This is a genomic window from Pseudomonas sp. RIT-PI-o, from assembly GCF_001297215.1.
Lineage (GTDB): Bacteria > Pseudomonadota > Gammaproteobacteria > Pseudomonadales > Pseudomonadaceae > Aquipseudomonas > Aquipseudomonas moraviensis_A.
On sequence record NZ_LHPA01000024.1, the window covers coordinates 219,048 to 234,257 of the forward strand.

General features: G+C 59.7%; 14 protein-coding genes and 1 pseudogene. 8 read left to right on the plus strand and 7 right to left on the minus strand.

All coding sequences use genetic code 11. The features are described 5' to 3' along the window. The 3 genes and pseudogenes from AEQ63_RS16140 to AEQ63_RS16150 all read right to left on the minus strand — a co-directional run bounded on the left by AEQ63_RS16140 (nucleotide 1) and on the right by AEQ63_RS16150 (nucleotide 1,916). Nucleotides 1-288, minus strand: a complete 288-nt coding sequence (locus tag AEQ63_RS16140) for a HigA family addiction module antitoxin (RefSeq protein WP_016773085.1) — start codon at nucleotides 286-288, stop codon at nucleotides 1-3. Between the two features lie 14 nt (nucleotides 289-302). Beyond that, a pseudogene (locus tag AEQ63_RS16145) lies at nucleotides 303-581 on the minus strand (type II toxin-antitoxin system RelE/ParE family toxin). Nucleotides 582-680: 99 nt separating this feature from the next. After that, nucleotides 681-1,916, minus strand: coding sequence for an MFS transporter (locus tag AEQ63_RS16150; RefSeq protein ID WP_064364091.1), 1,236 nt, complete (start codon nucleotides 1,914-1,916; stop codon nucleotides 681-683). 379 nt (nucleotides 1,917-2,295) lie between these two features. Here AEQ63_RS16150 and AEQ63_RS16155 point away from each other — a divergent pair, with 379 nt between their 5' ends. The 3 genes from AEQ63_RS16155 (at nucleotide 2,296) to AEQ63_RS27300 (ending at nucleotide 5,004) form a co-directional block, all read left to right on the plus strand. After that, a complete protein-coding gene (locus AEQ63_RS16155; protein ID WP_042610526.1) occupies nucleotides 2,296-3,741 on the plus strand; it encodes a cytochrome ubiquinol oxidase subunit I in 1,446 nt (481 codons plus the stop codon). Nucleotides 3,742-3,744: 3 nt separating this feature from the next. Then, nucleotides 3,745-4,752, plus strand: coding sequence for a cytochrome d ubiquinol oxidase subunit II (gene cydB, locus AEQ63_RS16160; RefSeq protein ID WP_042610525.1), 1,008 nt, complete (start codon nucleotides 3,745-3,747; stop codon nucleotides 4,750-4,752). An 84-nt stretch (nucleotides 4,753-4,836) separates the two neighbouring features. Continuing rightward, nucleotides 4,837-5,004, plus strand: coding sequence for a DUF2474 domain-containing protein (locus tag AEQ63_RS27300; protein ID WP_016773090.1), 168 nt, complete (start codon nucleotides 4,837-4,839; stop codon nucleotides 5,002-5,004). Between the two features lie 71 nt (nucleotides 5,005-5,075). Here the strand turns inward: AEQ63_RS27300 and AEQ63_RS16165 are convergent, their stop codons facing one another. Continuing rightward, nucleotides 5,076-6,200 carry a methyltransferase gene (locus AEQ63_RS16165; RefSeq protein ID WP_064364092.1) on the minus strand — a complete coding sequence of 375 codons (1,125 nt, stop codon included), beginning with the start codon at nucleotides 6,198-6,200 and terminating at the stop codon, nucleotides 5,076-5,078. Nucleotides 6,201-6,374: 174 nt separating this feature from the next. Then, nucleotides 6,375-7,085 carry an autoinducer binding domain-containing protein gene (locus AEQ63_RS16170; protein WP_064364093.1) on the minus strand — a complete coding sequence of 237 codons (711 nt, stop codon included), beginning with the start codon at nucleotides 7,083-7,085 and terminating at the stop codon, nucleotides 6,375-6,377. A gap of 315 nt (nucleotides 7,086-7,400) precedes the next feature. On the opposite strand from AEQ63_RS16170, the gene AEQ63_RS16175 reads away from it, so the two are divergent. Then, nucleotides 7,401-8,177: a ferredoxin--NADP reductase gene (locus tag AEQ63_RS16175; RefSeq protein ID WP_042610522.1), complete on the plus strand. Its 777-nt coding sequence runs from the start codon at nucleotides 7,401-7,403 to the stop codon at nucleotides 8,175-8,177. 45 nt (nucleotides 8,178-8,222) lie between these two features. Here the strand turns inward: AEQ63_RS16175 and mscL are convergent, their stop codons facing one another. Continuing rightward, a complete protein-coding gene (mscL, locus tag AEQ63_RS16180; protein ID WP_024014404.1) occupies nucleotides 8,223-8,636 on the minus strand; it encodes a large-conductance mechanosensitive channel protein MscL in 414 nt (137 codons plus the stop codon). A 285-nt stretch (nucleotides 8,637-8,921) separates the two neighbouring features. Here mscL and katB point away from each other — a divergent pair, with 285 nt between their 5' ends. From katB to radA, 3 genes are read left to right on the plus strand one after another with little or no spacing between them, the layout of a single operon-like run. Continuing rightward, nucleotides 8,922-10,463, plus strand: coding sequence for a catalase KatB (gene katB, locus AEQ63_RS16185; protein WP_064364094.1), 1,542 nt, complete (start codon nucleotides 8,922-8,924; stop codon nucleotides 10,461-10,463). A 60-nt stretch (nucleotides 10,464-10,523) separates the two neighbouring features. Beyond that, a complete protein-coding gene (locus AEQ63_RS16190; RefSeq protein WP_064364095.1) occupies nucleotides 10,524-11,069 on the plus strand; it encodes an ankyrin repeat domain-containing protein in 546 nt (181 codons plus the stop codon). A 47-nt stretch (nucleotides 11,070-11,116) separates the two neighbouring features. After that, nucleotides 11,117-12,484 carry a DNA repair protein RadA gene (gene radA / locus AEQ63_RS16195; protein WP_003228407.1) on the plus strand — a complete coding sequence of 456 codons (1,368 nt, stop codon included), beginning with the start codon at nucleotides 11,117-11,119 and terminating at the stop codon, nucleotides 12,482-12,484. Nucleotides 12,485-12,603: 119 nt separating this feature from the next. Here radA and AEQ63_RS16200 read toward each other — a convergent pair whose 3' ends face one another. Then, the gene (locus AEQ63_RS16200) at nucleotides 12,604-12,972 is read right to left on the minus strand and encodes a PilZ domain-containing protein (protein WP_064364096.1); all 369 of its coding nucleotides are present in this window, start codon (nucleotides 12,970-12,972) and stop codon (nucleotides 12,604-12,606) included. A gap of 160 nt (nucleotides 12,973-13,132) precedes the next feature. Here AEQ63_RS16200 and AEQ63_RS16205 point away from each other — a divergent pair, with 160 nt between their 5' ends. Next, nucleotides 13,133-15,199, plus strand: coding sequence for a carbon starvation CstA family protein (locus AEQ63_RS16205; protein ID WP_042610518.1), 2,067 nt, complete (start codon nucleotides 13,133-13,135; stop codon nucleotides 15,197-15,199). The last annotated feature ends 11 nt before the right edge of the window (nucleotides 15,200-15,210 follow it).

Genomic DNA, 15,210 nt, shown 5'->3' on the forward strand with positions numbered 1-15,210 from the left:
TCAGCCGTGGGCTGCGAGGGGTTCTATCATTGGTTGCTCACGGTGCTCCGCTTGCCAAAGATCGTAGTCGGTTTGAACACCTAGCCACACGCGCGCCTTGCCAATCCCTGCACGTTCAAGTCGTACTGCCAGATCCGGGCTGATTGGCGCGTGTCCGTGCAGTACGCGCGAAAGGTGCGGGCGTGCAAAGCCAAGGTGCCGGGCTAATTCGCTCACGCTGATGCCAAGCTCGGGCAAGACATCCAGCAGCAGGGTTTCACCGGGGTGTGGCGGGTTGTGCATGGGCATGAGCCTGCCTCCTGTCAGTGGTAGTCCAGATAATCGACCAATTCGATATCCGAACCGACAAAACGAAAGATCACTCGCCAGTTGTCTGAAACGCTGAGCGACCAATATTCGCTTAGCTCACCTTTCAAAGGATGCAGGCGCCAGCCGGGCAAGTCCAAGTCCCCGGGAAGCGTCGCTCAATCCATGAACTGCAACATGCGCGACAGCCGTTTTGCATGCTCGGCACGAATTCCACGAGTCGTACCTGTTTCATAGAAGCCACGAAGGCCTTTGTGCTGAAAGGATTTGATCATGGCGGCGAGTGTAAGGCGATACATTACACCCAGTGCGGTAACTATGTACCGCACGTTGTCGCTTGATATGTGCTTGGCAGGTGAGTTTTTCCAGAAAACTCAGACCTTCTCCTCCACCGGCACATGCATCCGGTCCCGGTTCGCCAACGTCGGAAACAGCTTGATCCACGTTCCCGTCACCACCAGCGTGCCGATTCCGCCCATGACCACCGCCGGCACGGTGCCGAACCAGTGGGCGGTGAGGCCTGATTCGAATTCGCCCAACTGGTTCGAGGCGCCGATGAACAGGCCGTTCACCGCGCTGACCCGGCCGCGCATTTCGTCGGGGGTTTCCAGTTGTACGAAGGAGGCGCGGATCACCATGCTGATCATGTCCGCGGCGCCGAGCACCACCAGTACCGCCAGCGAGAACCAGAACGAGGTCGACAGGCCAAAGGCGATGGTGGCGACGCCGAAGATGCCGACGGCGGTGAACATCACCCGGCCGACGTTGCGTTCCACGGCAAACCGCGCCAGGAACAATGACATCAGCAACGCGCCCACCGCCGGCGCCGAGCGCAGCAGGCCGAGGCCCCACGGGCCGGTCAGCAGAATGTCCTTGGCGAACACTGGCAGCAACGCCGTGGCGCCGCCGAGCAACACGGCAAACAGGTCCAGCGAGATCGCGCCGAGGATGTCCGGACGGCTGCGGATGAAGCGAATCCCCGCCAGCAGCGAGTCCAGCGTGGCTTTGCCTTTGTTCAGCGGCGTCTGGCGTGCCGGCAGGTTGAGCATCAGCAAGCAGGCGATCACATACAGCAATACGGTCGGGCCGTAGACCCAGACGCTGCCGAATGCATAGAGCAAACCGCCGAGGGCCGGGGCGACGATGGTCGCCGATTGCTGCGCCGATTGCGCGGCGGCGACCGCCCGCGGGAAAAGCGCACTCGGGACGATGCTTGGCAGCAGCGCCTGGGTCGTGGGCATCTCGAACGACCGCGCCGCCCCCAGGAGAAAAGCGAGGATGAAGATCATTTCGCGGGTGACGTGATCGGTGGCACTGCCGATGGCCAGCGCCAGGGCAATCAATGCCTGCAACGACTGACAGAGCGCGGCGACCTTGCGCCGGTCATAGCGATCGGCGACGTGCCCGGTATGCAGCATGAACAATACGCGAGGGGCAAATTCGACCAGGCCGACCAGGCCCAGATCCAGCACGTTGCCGGTCAGTTGATAGAGGTTCCAGCCAATCGCCACGGTGAGCATCTGAAAACCGCTGGCGGTGAAAATCCGCGCCAGCCAAAAGGCCATGAACGGACGATGCTGACGTAACAGCAGGGGCTCTTGAGTGGGCATCTGAAGGCAGGTCTTGGACGAGTGAACGGCGAGATTATCACCAGTCTGTAACAGGAAGTTGCTACGAGAAAAAATTCAGTCAGATGTGCATCATCTTTTTGGGTTCACCAGGCCAGAACCTTGCTGCGCCAATGAGACAACTTGTCACGCGGCAAACGACCACGCAGTTCATTGGCAAAAATGGGACTACTCTTTCAACGTTGCTTGATCCAGATCAAGACCCCGACCGGAACTGATCTGACGGCCAGTTGGCCAGACTCCCTGCGTAGCGATGGTTGTAAAAAAAGAACGAATCCGAATTCGCCGCACTCCATATCCGTGGGGGCAGTGGTGCAGGCCTCCGGGTCCGCTACCCGTACTACCTGACAGAGGAAGCCATATGTTCGGTTTAGAGGCTCTCGATCTCGCCCGAATTCAGTTCGCGTTCACCATCTCGTTCCACATTCTGTTCCCGGCCATCACCATTGGCCTGGCGAGTTACCTGGCGGTGCTCGAAGGCCTGTGGCTGAAAACCCGCAACGATACCTACCGTGACCTCTACCATTTCTGGTCGAAGATCTTCGCCGTCAACTTTGGCATGGGCGTGGTTTCCGGTCTGGTCATGGCCTATCAGTTCGGCACCAACTGGAGTCGTTTCTCCGACTTCGCCGGTGCTGTTACCGGGCCGTTGCTGACCTATGAAGTGCTCACGGCGTTCTTCCTTGAAGCCGGTTTCCTTGGCGTGATGCTGTTCGGCTGGAACAAGGTCGGGCGCGGCCTGCACTTCTTTTCGACGGTGATGGTGGCGATCGGCACGTTGATTTCGACCTTCTGGATCCTCGCCTCCAACAGCTGGATGCAGACCCCGCAAGGTTTTGAGATCGTCAACGGCCAGGTCATCCCGACTGACTGGCTGGCGATCATCTTCAATCCGTCATTTCCTTACCGGCTGATGCACATGGCCACCGCCGCGTTCGTCGCGACAGCATTCTTCGTCGGCTCTTCGGCAGCCTGGCATTTGCTGCGCGGCAGGGACAACCCGGCGATCCGCACCATGCTGTCGATGGCGATGTGGATGGCGCTGATCGTCGCGCCGATCCAGGCAGTGATCGGCGACTTCCACGGCCTCAACACGCTCAAGCATCAGCCGGCAAAAATCGCTGCGATCGAAGGCCACTGGGAAAACCATGGCGACGAAGCGACGCCGCTGATCCTGTTCGGCTGGCCGGACATGAAAGAAGAACGCACGAAGTTCGCCGTGGAGATTCCCTACCTCGGCAGCCTGATTCTCACGCACTCGCTGGACAAGCAGGTGCCGGCACTCAAGGAATTCCCGCCGGAAGACCGGCCGAATTCGACCATCGTGTTCTGGTCGTTCCGCATCATGGTCGGCCTTGGTTTCCTGATGATCTTCACCGGTCTGTGGAGTCTGTGGCTGCGCAAGCGTGACTCGCTGTACACCTCGCGGCCGTTCCTGCATCTGGCCTTGTGGATGGGGCCGTCCGGCCTGATTGCGATTCTTGCCGGCTGGTTCACCACGGAAATCGGCCGTCAGCCATGGGTCGTGTACGGCTTGATGCGCACCGCAGATGCTTCGTCCAACCACAGCTTCATGCAGATGAGCATCACCCTGATCATGTTCGTCGTGATCTATTTCGCGCTGTTCGGCGCAGGTCTCGGCTACATGATGCGTCTGGTGCGCAAGGGGCCGAAGATCAGCGAAGGCAGCGAAACGCCGGACGGTGGTCCAGGCAAGAAACGCACCCCGGCGCGTCCGTTGTCCGCAGCCGACGATCCGGCCGAAGGCGAGCACGAAGACAACACTCGCTTGACCAAGGAGATTTGACTCATGGGTATTGATCTTCCGCTGATCTGGGCCGTGATCATCATCTTCGGCATCATGATGTACGTGGTCATGGACGGCTTCGACCTGGGCATCGGCATTCTCTTCCCGTTCGTGCCGGGCAAGACCGACCGTGACGTGATGATGAACACGGTCGCCCCGGTCTGGGACGGTAACGAAACCTGGCTGGTGCTGGGCGGCGCGGCGTTGTTTGGCGCGTTCCCGCTGGCTTACTCGGTGGTGCTGTCGGCGTTGTACCTGCCGCTGATCTTCATGCTGATGGGCCTGATCTTTCGCGGCGTGGCCTTCGAGTTTCGCTTCAAGGCCAAGGACGAAAAACGTCACCTGTGGGACAAGGCCTTCATCGGTGGTTCGATCGCGGCGACGTTCTTTCAGGGTGTGGCGCTGGGTGCCTTCATCGATGGCTTGCCTGTGGTCAATCGCCAGTTCGCCGGTGGCTCGCTGGACTGGCTGACGCCGTTCACACTGTTCTGCGGCGCAGCGCTGGTGGTGGCGTATGCGTTGCTCGGCTGCACTTGGCTGATCATGAAGACCGAAGGCAAGTTGCAGGAACAAATGCATGATCTGGCACGGCCGCTGGCGTTTGTGCTGTTGGCGGTGATCGGCATTGTCAGTATATGGACGCCGTTGTCCCACCCGGAAATTGCCTCGCGCTGGTTCAGCATGCCGAATCTGTTGTGGTTCATGCCGGTGCCGATTCTGGTGCTGGTCACCCTGTATGGCCTGATCCGCGCGGTGGCACGCAATGCCAACTACACGCCGTTCCTGCTGACCCTGGTGCTGATTTTCCTTGGCTACAGCGGTCTGGGCATCAGCTTGTGGCCGAACATCGTGCCGCCGTCGATCTCGATCTGGGACGCCGCCGCGCCGCCGCAAAGTCAGGGCTTCATGCTGGTGGGCACGCTGTTCATCATTCCGTTCATCCTCGGTTACACCTTCTGGAGCTACTACGTATTCCGCGGCAAGGTGACCCACGAAGACGGTTACCACTAATCCCATGCTGGGCTTGCCCTGTGGGAGCGAGCCTGCTCGCGAAGGCGTGCGCAGTGACGCCTTGGCTAAACGGAGATCGACGCAATGACCGGCAAACATTCCCTGCACGACATTGAAGAAGCCGAAAAAAAACCGCTGTGGCAGCGGCTCGGCTGGTTGGCCTTGATCTGGGTTGGCAGTGTCGGCGTGCTGTTCATCGCCGCCAGCCTGATGCGCATGTTCATGAATGCCGCAGGTTTGACCACCCACTGAAACATCCCGTCCCGGCGCCTTCGGGTATGGATTTGCAACCCTCCTCACGGAGGGTTTTTTTTGTCCGGGATTTATTTGCGGGCTTTGAGGATGACGAATTTCGGCGTTGCCGCCACTTGCTCGACGCCGCGGAACAGGCGCGCCAGTTTGCTGTGATAGCCCAGGTGCCGATTGCCGACAATGTACAGCGCACCGCCGACCACCAGTGCCTCGCGCGCCTGCTGGAACATGCGCCAGGCGAGGAAATCGCCGACTACCTGCTGCTGATGGAACGGTGGATTACACAGCACTACGTCCAGCGACTGCGGCGCCTGCCCGGCCAGACCATCGCCGGCGCGCACCACCACTTCCCGATCGCTCAACGCCGCGCGCCAGTTCTCGGCCGCCGATTGCACCGCCATGAATGACTCGTCGACCAGCGTGTAATGCGCGTCCGGGTTCTGCAACGCGCTGGCAATGGCCAGCACACCGTTGCCGCAACCGAGATCGGCGACTCGTGCGTTGCCAAGGTTCTTCGGCAGATGCGGCAGGAACGCGCGGGTGCCGATGTCCAGACCTTCGCGGCAGAACACGTTGGCGTGGTTGAGCAGTTCGATCGCCGGTTCATCCAGGCGATAACGAGTGGGGTAGGGGGACGTTACGGGTGTTTTGGTTTGCGGTGTGGCAATCAGCAATCGCGCTTTTTTCACAGCCAGCGACGCTTGCACCGGGCCGATGTAGCGCTCGAGCAGATCGCCGGCAGCACGGGGCAGATGCTTGACCATGGCAGCCGCGATCACTTGCGCGCCGGGAGCCAGTTGCCCTTGCAGGCGGATCAACTGTTCTTCCAGCAGCGCCAGGGTTTTGGGGACGCGGATCAGCACCCGATCAAACGGCCCGACCAAGGGCTCACTGGCCGGGATTGGACGAATCGCATCGAACGCCTGGCCGTTGCGCAGCAGATTCTTTTCCAGTCCGACGAAACCCAGGAACGAGTCGCCGCTGCTGCTGACCTCGACCTTGCCCAGCAAACTGATGGCCAATGCACCGAAGCTGTCATTGAGCACCAGCACGCGGGTGCTGCTTGCCGGTTGTTCGCTGGCGAGATGATTGAGCAGGTATTCGTCCGCCGCGTCGAACGCTTGCAGCGGTTCATTCTGCTGTTCGGGCTGGCGAATCAGGTCGAGCTGGGCGAAGGGTGTCTCTAGCAAAGGCATGGGGCGGGGACTCAGGATATTCGGCAGTTATCCCGTTGCCAGCATGTAGTGCGACGGGATCCTACCGAGTGGACTGCGATGCAAGCGGTGTGCGTCATCACTCGGAGAGGCCTGAATGTTACGTTTTTTTGCGGGTAAATACTCGCAGGATTGCCGCGCGATCACTCTCGGCTATCAGATGATCCCGGCACGAGCAGCCGCAATCACGGCGGAAATCTTGTTGCACACGTTGAGTTTCTCGATCACGTTTTGCACGTGGTAGTTAACGGTACGTTCGCTCAGGCTGAGAATTCTCGAAATGTCATGAGCGGTCTTGCCCAAGGCCGACAGTTTCAGAATTTCCAGCTCCCTGGACGATAACCTCGGCCTGCTGGGCTTGGCCGGTATGGGCACGGTGCGGGCATACAGTTCGCTGAAGTGCCGGTTGGCGAAAAAGATATAACCGTAATGCTCATACAGCTCCAGCGGACTGATCGGGCAGTGGGTTCGAGCCAGACTGATGATGCTGCACAAGCCACTGGCTTCGTCATGAAATGCCTGCGACCAGCCATGCTGCAGTCCATTGTGTTTCAACGCCTGCCACAGCTGGGGTGCATCGCCGAACACTCTCTCTTCCCATACGATTGGAAGTATTGAGTGATTGCAATGCGCTATTACCGGGTCGATGTTCCGGTAGTTCTCTTTGTTGTACTGAATGTTCCATTCTTTCGGGTAATTATTGATTTGCAAGGCATTCAGATGCACTTCGCGATTCGGCGAGGTGACTGCAATGGCGCAGAAGTTGAACCCAAGGTTCTCCGCGAATCTCAACAGTATCGGGTAAGCCGCCTCTATGCCTTTGGCAAACGTCAGTTGTTTGAGTTGTGATTCCTTCCACGTTTCCATGAACTATCGCCTCCATAACCTGATATCCGGGCGCCGAATGGATCCAAAGGATCCGGCACGAATCGAAGTGTAGGATCTTTCCTGCGAGTCGCCTTACATTATTTCGAGATTGATACTTGGAAGTTTTTTCATAAAGCGTTCTTAGCAATACAGGCTGTTATATTTTAATTGCCATTTAAAGTTATTACTCAATAACTGACGCTGGCGACAGTCCCGAATGAACAGCGTTGATCCGCTTAATACCATTACCAATCACGAGTGTTAGGCAAGGCGATTTTGCGGGACACTGTGGGCAATCGTTTCAAGGAGTGCCTCATGACTGCCAGCGCCGAGAAGTACACCACCCAGACCTTGCTCGATGTCCAACCGTTGACGCCGAACCTGTTCACGCTGCGCACCAGCCGCGATCCCGGCTTTCGCTTCCGTGCCGGGCAGTTCGCCCGCCTGGGCGTCACCAAGGCCGACGGCAGTACCGTCTGGCGCGCGTATTCGATGGTGTCGTCGCCGTTCGACGAGTTTCTCGAGTTCTTTTCCATTGTGGTGCCGGGGGGCGAGTTCACCAGTGAGTTGAGCCGGCTCAGGGTGGGCGACAGCCTGATGGTTGAACGCCAGGCGTTCGGCTATTTGACCCTGGATCGCTTTGTCGATGGTCGCGATCTCTGGCTACTGTCCACCGGCACCGGCGTGGCGCCGTTCCTGTCGATCCTGCAGGACTTCGAAGTCTGGGAGAAATTCGAGCGCATCATTCTGGTCTACAGCGTGCGTGAAGCGCGGGAACTGGCTTACCAGGCATTGATTGCCGGGTTGGCGCAACGTGACTACCTCAGCGAGCATGCGCACAAATTGCGGTTTATCCCGACTGTGACCCGTGAGGCGCACCCCGGCGCGCTGCAGGGCCGGATTACTGCGCTGATCGAAAATGGCGAACTGGAGCGAGCAGCGGGCGTCGAGCTTTCGCCAGAGCATTCGCGGGTGATGTTGTGCGGCAATCCGCAGATGATCGACGACACCCGCGCCTTGCTCAAGCAGCGCGACATGCGCCTGAGCCTGACGCGCAAGCCGGGGCAGGTTGCGGTGGAAAATTACTGGTAGCGAAAACGGCACCCGCGGGTGCCGTTTTATTGACCAGCGGATGCTTCAGGGCCGCTCGTTCTGCGCTTTGAGCAGGTCGCGAATTTCGCCCAGCAGTTGCTCTTCCTTGCTCGGGATCGGCGGCGCGGTTGGCGCCACGGCTTCTTCGCGCTTGAGGCGGTTGATGGCTTTGACGCCCATAAAGATGGCGAACGCGACGATCACGAAATCCAGCACGGTCTGCAGGAATTTGCCGTAAGCCAGCACCACTGCGGGCGCATCGCCCTGGGCGGCTTTGAGCGTGACGGCCAGGTCACTGAAGTCCACCCCACCGATCAACAGGCCAATCGGCGGCATGATCACGTCGCCGACAAACGACGAAACAATCTTGCCGAACGCCGCGCCAATGATGATACCGACGGCCATATCGACCACATTGCCTTTGACCGCGAAGGCCTTGAACTCGCTAAGCACGCCCATAGTTATTTCCTTGTTACAGATGAGTTTGGTGTTGGCAGTGTAAATCAGCGAAACGCCTCCTGCGCGAAACACCTTCTTACAATGCCCGTTTTTATCGACACATCAATTGACGATTAGTTTGCAAAATGCCAGCAATCGCGCGCGAAATACGCGGTAAAGCGCTGATTGCACAGCCAATTTCTTCAATCATGGTGTTACGTTCTTTCTATTTATGTTCCGCGGCACGGGCCTCTAGCCTTGGCGTGGCGCACCTGGATGCGCCCCATAAAACCAGAGGAACCTGATATGACATCCACTCCTGGACTGGGGGCTTTTCCCCATCGCCGCACTTTCGGTGTATTGCCCGCCAGCCTGCTGACCTTTTCGGTCAACGCCGCTCCGCTGACCCGCGACAATGGCGCTGCTGTCGGTGACAATAAGAACTCGCAAACCGCCGGCGCCAACGGCCCGGTGCTGCTGCAGGATGTGCAGTTGATCCAGAAGCTGCAGCGTTTCGACCGTGAACGCATCCCCGAGCGCGTCGTCCATGCGCGCGGCACCGGCGCCCATGGCACCTTCACCGTGACCAACGACCTCAGCGACCTGAGCAAGGCCAAGGTGTTCGCCGCAGGCCAGAGCACCCCGGTGTTCGTGCGTTTCTCGGCGGTGGTGCACGGCAACCACTCCCCGGAAACCCTGCGCGACCCGCGCGGCTTCGCCACCAAGTTCTACACCGCTGACGGCAACTGGGATCTGGTCGGCAACAACTTCCCGACCTTCTTCATCCGCGATGCGATCAAATTCCCGGACATGGTGCATGCCTTCAAGCCCGATCCGCGCACCAACCTTGACGACGATTCGCGCCGGTTCGATTTCTTCTCCCATGTACCCGAAGCCACCCGCACGCTGACCGAGCTGTATTCCAACTACGGTACTCCGGCCAGTTACCGGGAAATGGACGGCAATGGCGTTCATGCCTATAAGCTGATCAACGCAAAGAATGAAGTTCATTATGTGAAGTTTCATTGGAAGAGCTTGCAGGGCATTAATAACCTGCGGCCAAAGCAGGTTGCAAAAGTTCAGGGTCAGGATTACAGCCATATGACCAATGATCTGGTCAGCAATATCAACAAAGGCAACTTCCCGAAGTGGGACTTGTACGTGCAAGTTCTGAAGCCACAGGATTTGTCCAAGTTTGATTTCGATCCATTGGACGCGACCAAGATCTGGCCGGGTATTCCCGAACGCAAAGTTGGACAAATGATCTTGAACCGCAATCCGGCCAACGTCTTCCAGGAAACCGAACAAGTAGCCATGGCGCCGGCCAACGTAGTTCCGGGTATTGAACCTTCGGAAGATCGTTTGTTGCAGGGCCGGGTGTTCTCTTATGCCGATACGCAGATGTATCGTCTCGGCGCCAACGCTTTGCAATTGCCGATCAATGCGCCGAAAACTGCGGTGAACAATGGCAATCAGGACGGTGCGATGAATTTCGGCGCCAGCCAGTCCGGCGTCAACTACCAGCCGAGCCGCCTGCAACCGCGTGAAGAGACGCCAGCGGCGCGTTACAGCCAGTCGGCGCTGTCCGGCAGCACCCAGCAGGCGAAGATCCAGCGCGAGCAGAACTTCAAGCAGGCCGGTGATCTGTATCGCTCGTACAGCAAGCAGGAGCGTCGCGACCTGATCGACAGCTTCGGCGGCTCGCTGGCCACCACCGATGACGAGAGCAAGCACATCATCCTGTCGTTCCTGTACAAGGCCGACCCTGAGTACGGCAGCGGTGTGACCGAAGTGGCCAAGGGCGACCTCAGCCGTGTGAAAGCACTGGCGGCCAAACTGACCGACTGATAGCGATGCGGCGCACGCGAGGGCCGGTCATGCCTCGCGTGCGTTCAAGGAGAGTGCCCGATGCGGATTTTTCTTTCATGCCTGGCCGCGTGCCTGTCGTTCACTGCGGGGGCGGCCCCGGTCGAGCAAAGCCCCGAGGCAATCAAGGCGCAGTTGCAGGCTTATTACTTCGATGCCGCGCGCCGCGGGGATGTGCCGATGCTCGAAACCTTTATCGAGTCCGGCTATTCCCTTGATACTCGCGACAGCAAGGGTTACACCGCGCTGATTCTGGCCGCCTATCACGGTCAGGCGCCGGCGGTTGAGCGACTGTTGGCAGCAGGCGCGGACGCCTGTGCTCAGGATCAACGTGGCAACACGGCGCTGATGGGCGCGATATTCAAGGGCGAGTTGCAGATTGCCCGGCGCCTGATGGCGACCGATTGCAGCCCCGACCAGCGTAACGGCGCCGGACAGACGGCGGCGATGTATGCCGGGCTGTTCAAGCGTCTGGAATTGCTTGATGCATTGCAAGCCAAGGGCGCGGACCTCAACGCCGAGGATCCGCTGGGCAACAGCGCCGCGCGTCTGGCCAGTGGCGAAATCCGTACCGCTGCGCCGCGCTGATCGGTGGTGGCTGCGTTATCATCGCGTCTTTTGTTCCGGGGGTTCTGATGGCCAAGGCCAAGCGCATGTACGGCTGCACCGAGTGCGGCGCAACCTTTCCCAAGTGGGCCGGGCAGTGCGGTGAGTGCGGTGCCTGGAACACCCTGACTGAAACCATGATCGAAAGCGGCGGCGCCACGGCACCCACCGGACGTACCGGCTGGGCCGGGCAACAGGCCCAGATCAAGACCCTGGCCGAAGTCAGCATCGAAGAAATTCCACGGTTTTCCACCGCCTCCGGTGAGCTAGATCGCGTCCTCGGCGGCGGGCTGGTCGACGGTTCAGTGGTGCTGATCGGCGGTGACCCGGGGATCGGCAAGTCGACCATTCTGCTGCAGACCCTGTGCAATCTGGCCAAAAGCATGCCGGCGCTGTACGTCACTGGTGAGGAATCCCAGCAGCAAGTGGCGATGCGCGCACGCCGTCTCGGCCTGCCGCAGGATCAACTGCGGGTGATGACCGAGACCTGCATCGAAACCATCATCGCCACCGCCCGTCAGGAAAAGCCCAAGGTGATGGTGATCGACTCGATCCAGACCATTTTCACCGAGCAACTGCAATCGGCACCGGGCGGCGTATCCCAGGTGCGCGAGAGCGCGGCGTTGCTGGTGCGTTACGCCAAGCAGAGCGGCACGGCGATTTTCCTTGTCGGCCACGTCACCAAAGAGGGCGCTCTGGCCGGTCCTCGTGTGCTGGAACACATGGTCGACACCGTGCTGTATTTCGAAGGCGAATCCGACGGTCGCCTGCGTTTGCTGCGTGCAGTGAAAAACCGTTTCGGCGCGGTCAACGAGTTGGGCGTGTTCGGCATGACCGACAAGGGCCTGAAAGAAGTCTCCAATCCTTCGGCGATTTTTCTCACCCGGGCCCAGGAAGAAGTCCCCGGCAGTGTGGTCATGGCGACGTGGGAAGGCACCCGGCCGATGCTGGTGGAGGTGCAGGCGCTGGTCGATGACAGTCATCTGGCCAACCCGCGCCGGGTGACGCTGGGTCTGGATCAGAACCGTCTGGCGATGCTGCTCGCGGTGTTGCACCGTCATGGCGGCATCCCGACCCACGATCAGGACGTGTTCCTCAACGTGGTCGGTGGCGTGAAGGTGCTGGAAACCGCGTCGGATCTGGCGCTGATGGCGGCGGTGATGTCGAGTTTGCGCAATCGGCCGTTGCCCCATGATCTGCTGGTGTTCGGCGAAGTCGGCCTGTCCGGCGAAGTGCGCCCGGTGCCGAGCGGCCAGGAACGTTTGAAGGAAGCGGCCAAGCACGGTTTCAAACGCGCGATCGTGCCCAAGGGCAACGCACCGAAGGAAGCGCCGGCGGGGTTGCAGATCATTGCGGTCACTCGCCTCGAACAAGCCCTCGACGCGCTCTTCGAATAACCACCATTCCCCTGTAGGAGTGAGCCTGCTCGCGATAGCGGTCAATCAGTCAATGATATGTTGAATGGCAGACCGCTATCGCGAGCAGGCTCACTCCTACAGTTGATCGATGGCGGGTTCTAGATTTCGATCAACGCACCCAACTCGCGCTCCAGCTCGGCCTCACCCGCCAGGTTCAACTCGATCAACCGCCGCAGGCGCTGGATCGACTCCAGGCTGATATGCCGGCAGATGAACCCCAAATGGCCGTTCTCCTCGTGGGCCAGATGCACATCCATCTCGATGTCGACGTCATCGCTCAGATGAATGTCGACGGCAAAGTCCTGCTCTTTATCACCAAGCCACGGTTCCGGCCGTTCGATCAACAATCCCTTGAGTGACAGGTCGATCAGCCTGACCGGCCAGGTGTACTCGCCCTGTTTCAGCTCGGTTCGGGCATCGAACGCAATACGTTTGAAGCGACGTCGATTGGCGGAGTGATCGTTCATGGCGCAAATCCTCATGAAGGTTCGCTGACTATAGACTGCGAATGCGTGCGCCAGCCAATCGCGCACGCGTCTAGACCTATGTCGGGGTATGGCCTTTGGCGCCGTAAGCGCTAAACTCGGGGTGGCTGTCTTTCTTGTCCACCCTGGCTGGAATAAAAAAATGAAAAATAATAATAGCCTGCTGCGCCACTTACCCTGGCTCGTGCTGGCAATCGTAGGAGCGTGCGCCCTGGGCGTAGTGGCATTGCGCCGCGGCGAGGCGATCAACGCCTTGTGGATTGTGGTCGCTGCCGTGGCCATTTATCTGGTTGCGTACCGTTATTACAGTCTGTTCATCGCCAACAACGTGATGCAACTGGATCCGCGTCGGGCCACCCCCGCCGTGCTCAACAACGATGGTCTGGACTATGTGCCGACCAACAAACACATTCTTTTCGGTCACCACTTCGCGGCCATCGCTGGCGCGGGGCCGCTGGTCGGTCCGGTGCTGGCGGCGCAGATGGGGTATCTGCCCGGCACGCTCTGGCTGATTGCCGGTGTGGTGCTGGCGGGCGCGGTGCAGGACTTCATGGTCCTGTTCATGTCGACCCGCCGCAACGGCCGATCCCTGGGCGACATGGTGCGTGAAGAAATGGGCCGGATTCCCGGGACCATCGCGCTGTTCGGCTGCTTCCTGATCATGATCATCATCCTCGCGGTGCTGGCGCTGATCGTGGTCAAGGCCCTGGCCGAGAGCCCGTGGGGCATCTTCACCGTGATGGCGACGATCCCGATCGCGATGTTCATGGGCATCTACATGCGCTACATCCGCCCGGGCCGCATCGGCGAAATCTCCGTGGTCGGCGTGTTGCTGCTGCTCGGTTCGATCTGGCTGGGCGGGCAGATTGCTGCCGATCCGGTATGGGCCAAGGCCTTCACCTTCACCGGTGTGCAGATTACCTGGATGCTGGTCGGTTACGGTTTTGTCGCCGCGTCGCTGCCGGTCTGGCTGATTCTCGCCCCGCGTGACTATCTGTCGACCTTCCTCAAGATCGGCACCATCGTCGCGCTGGCGATCGGTATCCTGATCACCATGCCCGAGCTGAAAATGCCGGCGCTGACCCAGTTCGTCGACGGCACCGGGCCGGTGTGGAAGGGCGGTCTGTTCCCGTTCCTGTTCATCACCATCGCCTGCGGCGCGGTATCGGGTTTCCACGCACTGATTTCTTCAGGCACCACGCCGAAGCTGCTGGATAACGAAACCAACGCCCGCTACATCGGTTACGGCGGCATGCTGATGGAGTCGTTCGTAGCGATCATGGCCATGGTTGCCGCTTCGGTGATCGAGCCGGGTGTGTACTTCGCCATGAACAGCCCGGCCGCCGTGGTCGGCAGTGATGCCGCGTCAGTAGCGCAAATGGTCACCAGTTGGGGCTTCGCAATCACGCCTGAGGCGCTGCAAGCGGTTGCCCATGACATCGGCGAAACCACCATCCTGGCTCGCGCCGGTGGTGCGCCGACCCTGGCGGTCGGTATCGCGCAGATCCTGCACAGTGTCCTGCCGGGTGAAAACACCATGGCGTTCTGGTACCACTTCGCGATCCTGTTCGAAGCGCTGTTCATCCTCACCGCTGTCGACGCCGGTACTCGTGCCGGGCGTTTCATGCTGCAGGACCTGCTCGGCTCCTTCGTCCCGGCGCTGAAGCGCACCGAATCCTGGACCGCCAACCTGATCGCCACCGCCGGTTGTGTGGCGATGTGGGGCTGGTTGCTGTATCAGGGCGTGATCGATCCACTGGGCGGCATCAACACCTTGTGGCCACTGTTCGGCATCTCCAACCAGATGCTCGCCGGTATCGCGCTGATGCTCGGCACCGTGGTCCTGATCAAGATGAAGCGCCAGCGCTACATCTGGGTCACCCTGTTGCCGGCCACCTGGCTGTTGATCTGCACCACCACCGCTGGCTTCATCAAACTGTTCGACGCCAACCCGGCGATCGGCTTCCTTTCGCTGGCGAAGAAGTACAGCGATGCGCTGGCCAACGGTCAGGTGCTGGCACCGGCGAAAAGCGTCGAGCAGATGCAGCACGTGATCTTCAACGCCTACACCAACGCCACACTCACCGCGCTGTTCCTGTTCGTGGTCTTCAGCATCCTGTTCTACGCGCTCAAGGTCGGCATCGCCGCCTGGGGCAAGAAAGAGCGCACGGATAAAGAATCGCCATTCCAGGCCCTGCCGGATGCGTAACCAGAGGATTG

Coding starts and splice junctions, on each gene's coding strand:
- AEQ63_RS16155 (WP_042610526.1), top strand. CDS start 2,296: ATGTTCGGTTTAGAGGCTCTCGATCTCGCCCGAATTCAGTTCGCGTTC.
- AEQ63_RS16170 (WP_064364093.1), bottom strand. CDS start 7,085: ATGGAAACGTGGAAGGAATCACAACTCAAACAACTGACGTTTGCCAAA.
- AEQ63_RS16205 (WP_042610518.1), top strand. CDS start 13,133: ATGAAAAATAATAATAGCCTGCTGCGCCACTTACCCTGGCTCGTGCTG.
- AEQ63_RS16200 (WP_064364096.1), bottom strand. CDS start 12,972: ATGAACGATCACTCCGCCAATCGACGTCGCTTCAAACGTATTGCGTTC.
- AEQ63_RS16165 (WP_064364092.1), bottom strand. CDS start 6,200: ATGCCTTTGCTAGAGACACCCTTCGCCCAGCTCGACCTGATTCGCCAG.
- mscL (WP_024014404.1), bottom strand. CDS start 8,636: ATGGGCGTGCTTAGCGAGTTCAAGGCCTTCGCGGTCAAAGGCAATGTG.
- AEQ63_RS16175 (WP_042610522.1), top strand. CDS start 7,401: ATGACTGCCAGCGCCGAGAAGTACACCACCCAGACCTTGCTCGATGTC.
- AEQ63_RS16190 (WP_064364095.1), top strand. CDS start 10,524: ATGCGGATTTTTCTTTCATGCCTGGCCGCGTGCCTGTCGTTCACTGCG.
- AEQ63_RS16150 (WP_064364091.1), bottom strand. CDS start 1,916: ATGCCCACTCAAGAGCCCCTGCTGTTACGTCAGCATCGTCCGTTCATG.
- AEQ63_RS16140 (WP_016773085.1), bottom strand. CDS start 288: ATGCCCATGCACAACCCGCCACACCCCGGTGAAACCCTGCTGCTGGAT.
- katB (WP_064364094.1), top strand. CDS start 8,922: ATGACATCCACTCCTGGACTGGGGGCTTTTCCCCATCGCCGCACTTTC.
- AEQ63_RS27300 (WP_016773090.1), top strand. CDS start 4,837: ATGACCGGCAAACATTCCCTGCACGACATTGAAGAAGCCGAAAAAAAA.
- radA (WP_003228407.1), top strand. CDS start 11,117: ATGGCCAAGGCCAAGCGCATGTACGGCTGCACCGAGTGCGGCGCAACC.
- cydB (WP_042610525.1), top strand. CDS start 3,745: ATGGGTATTGATCTTCCGCTGATCTGGGCCGTGATCATCATCTTCGGC.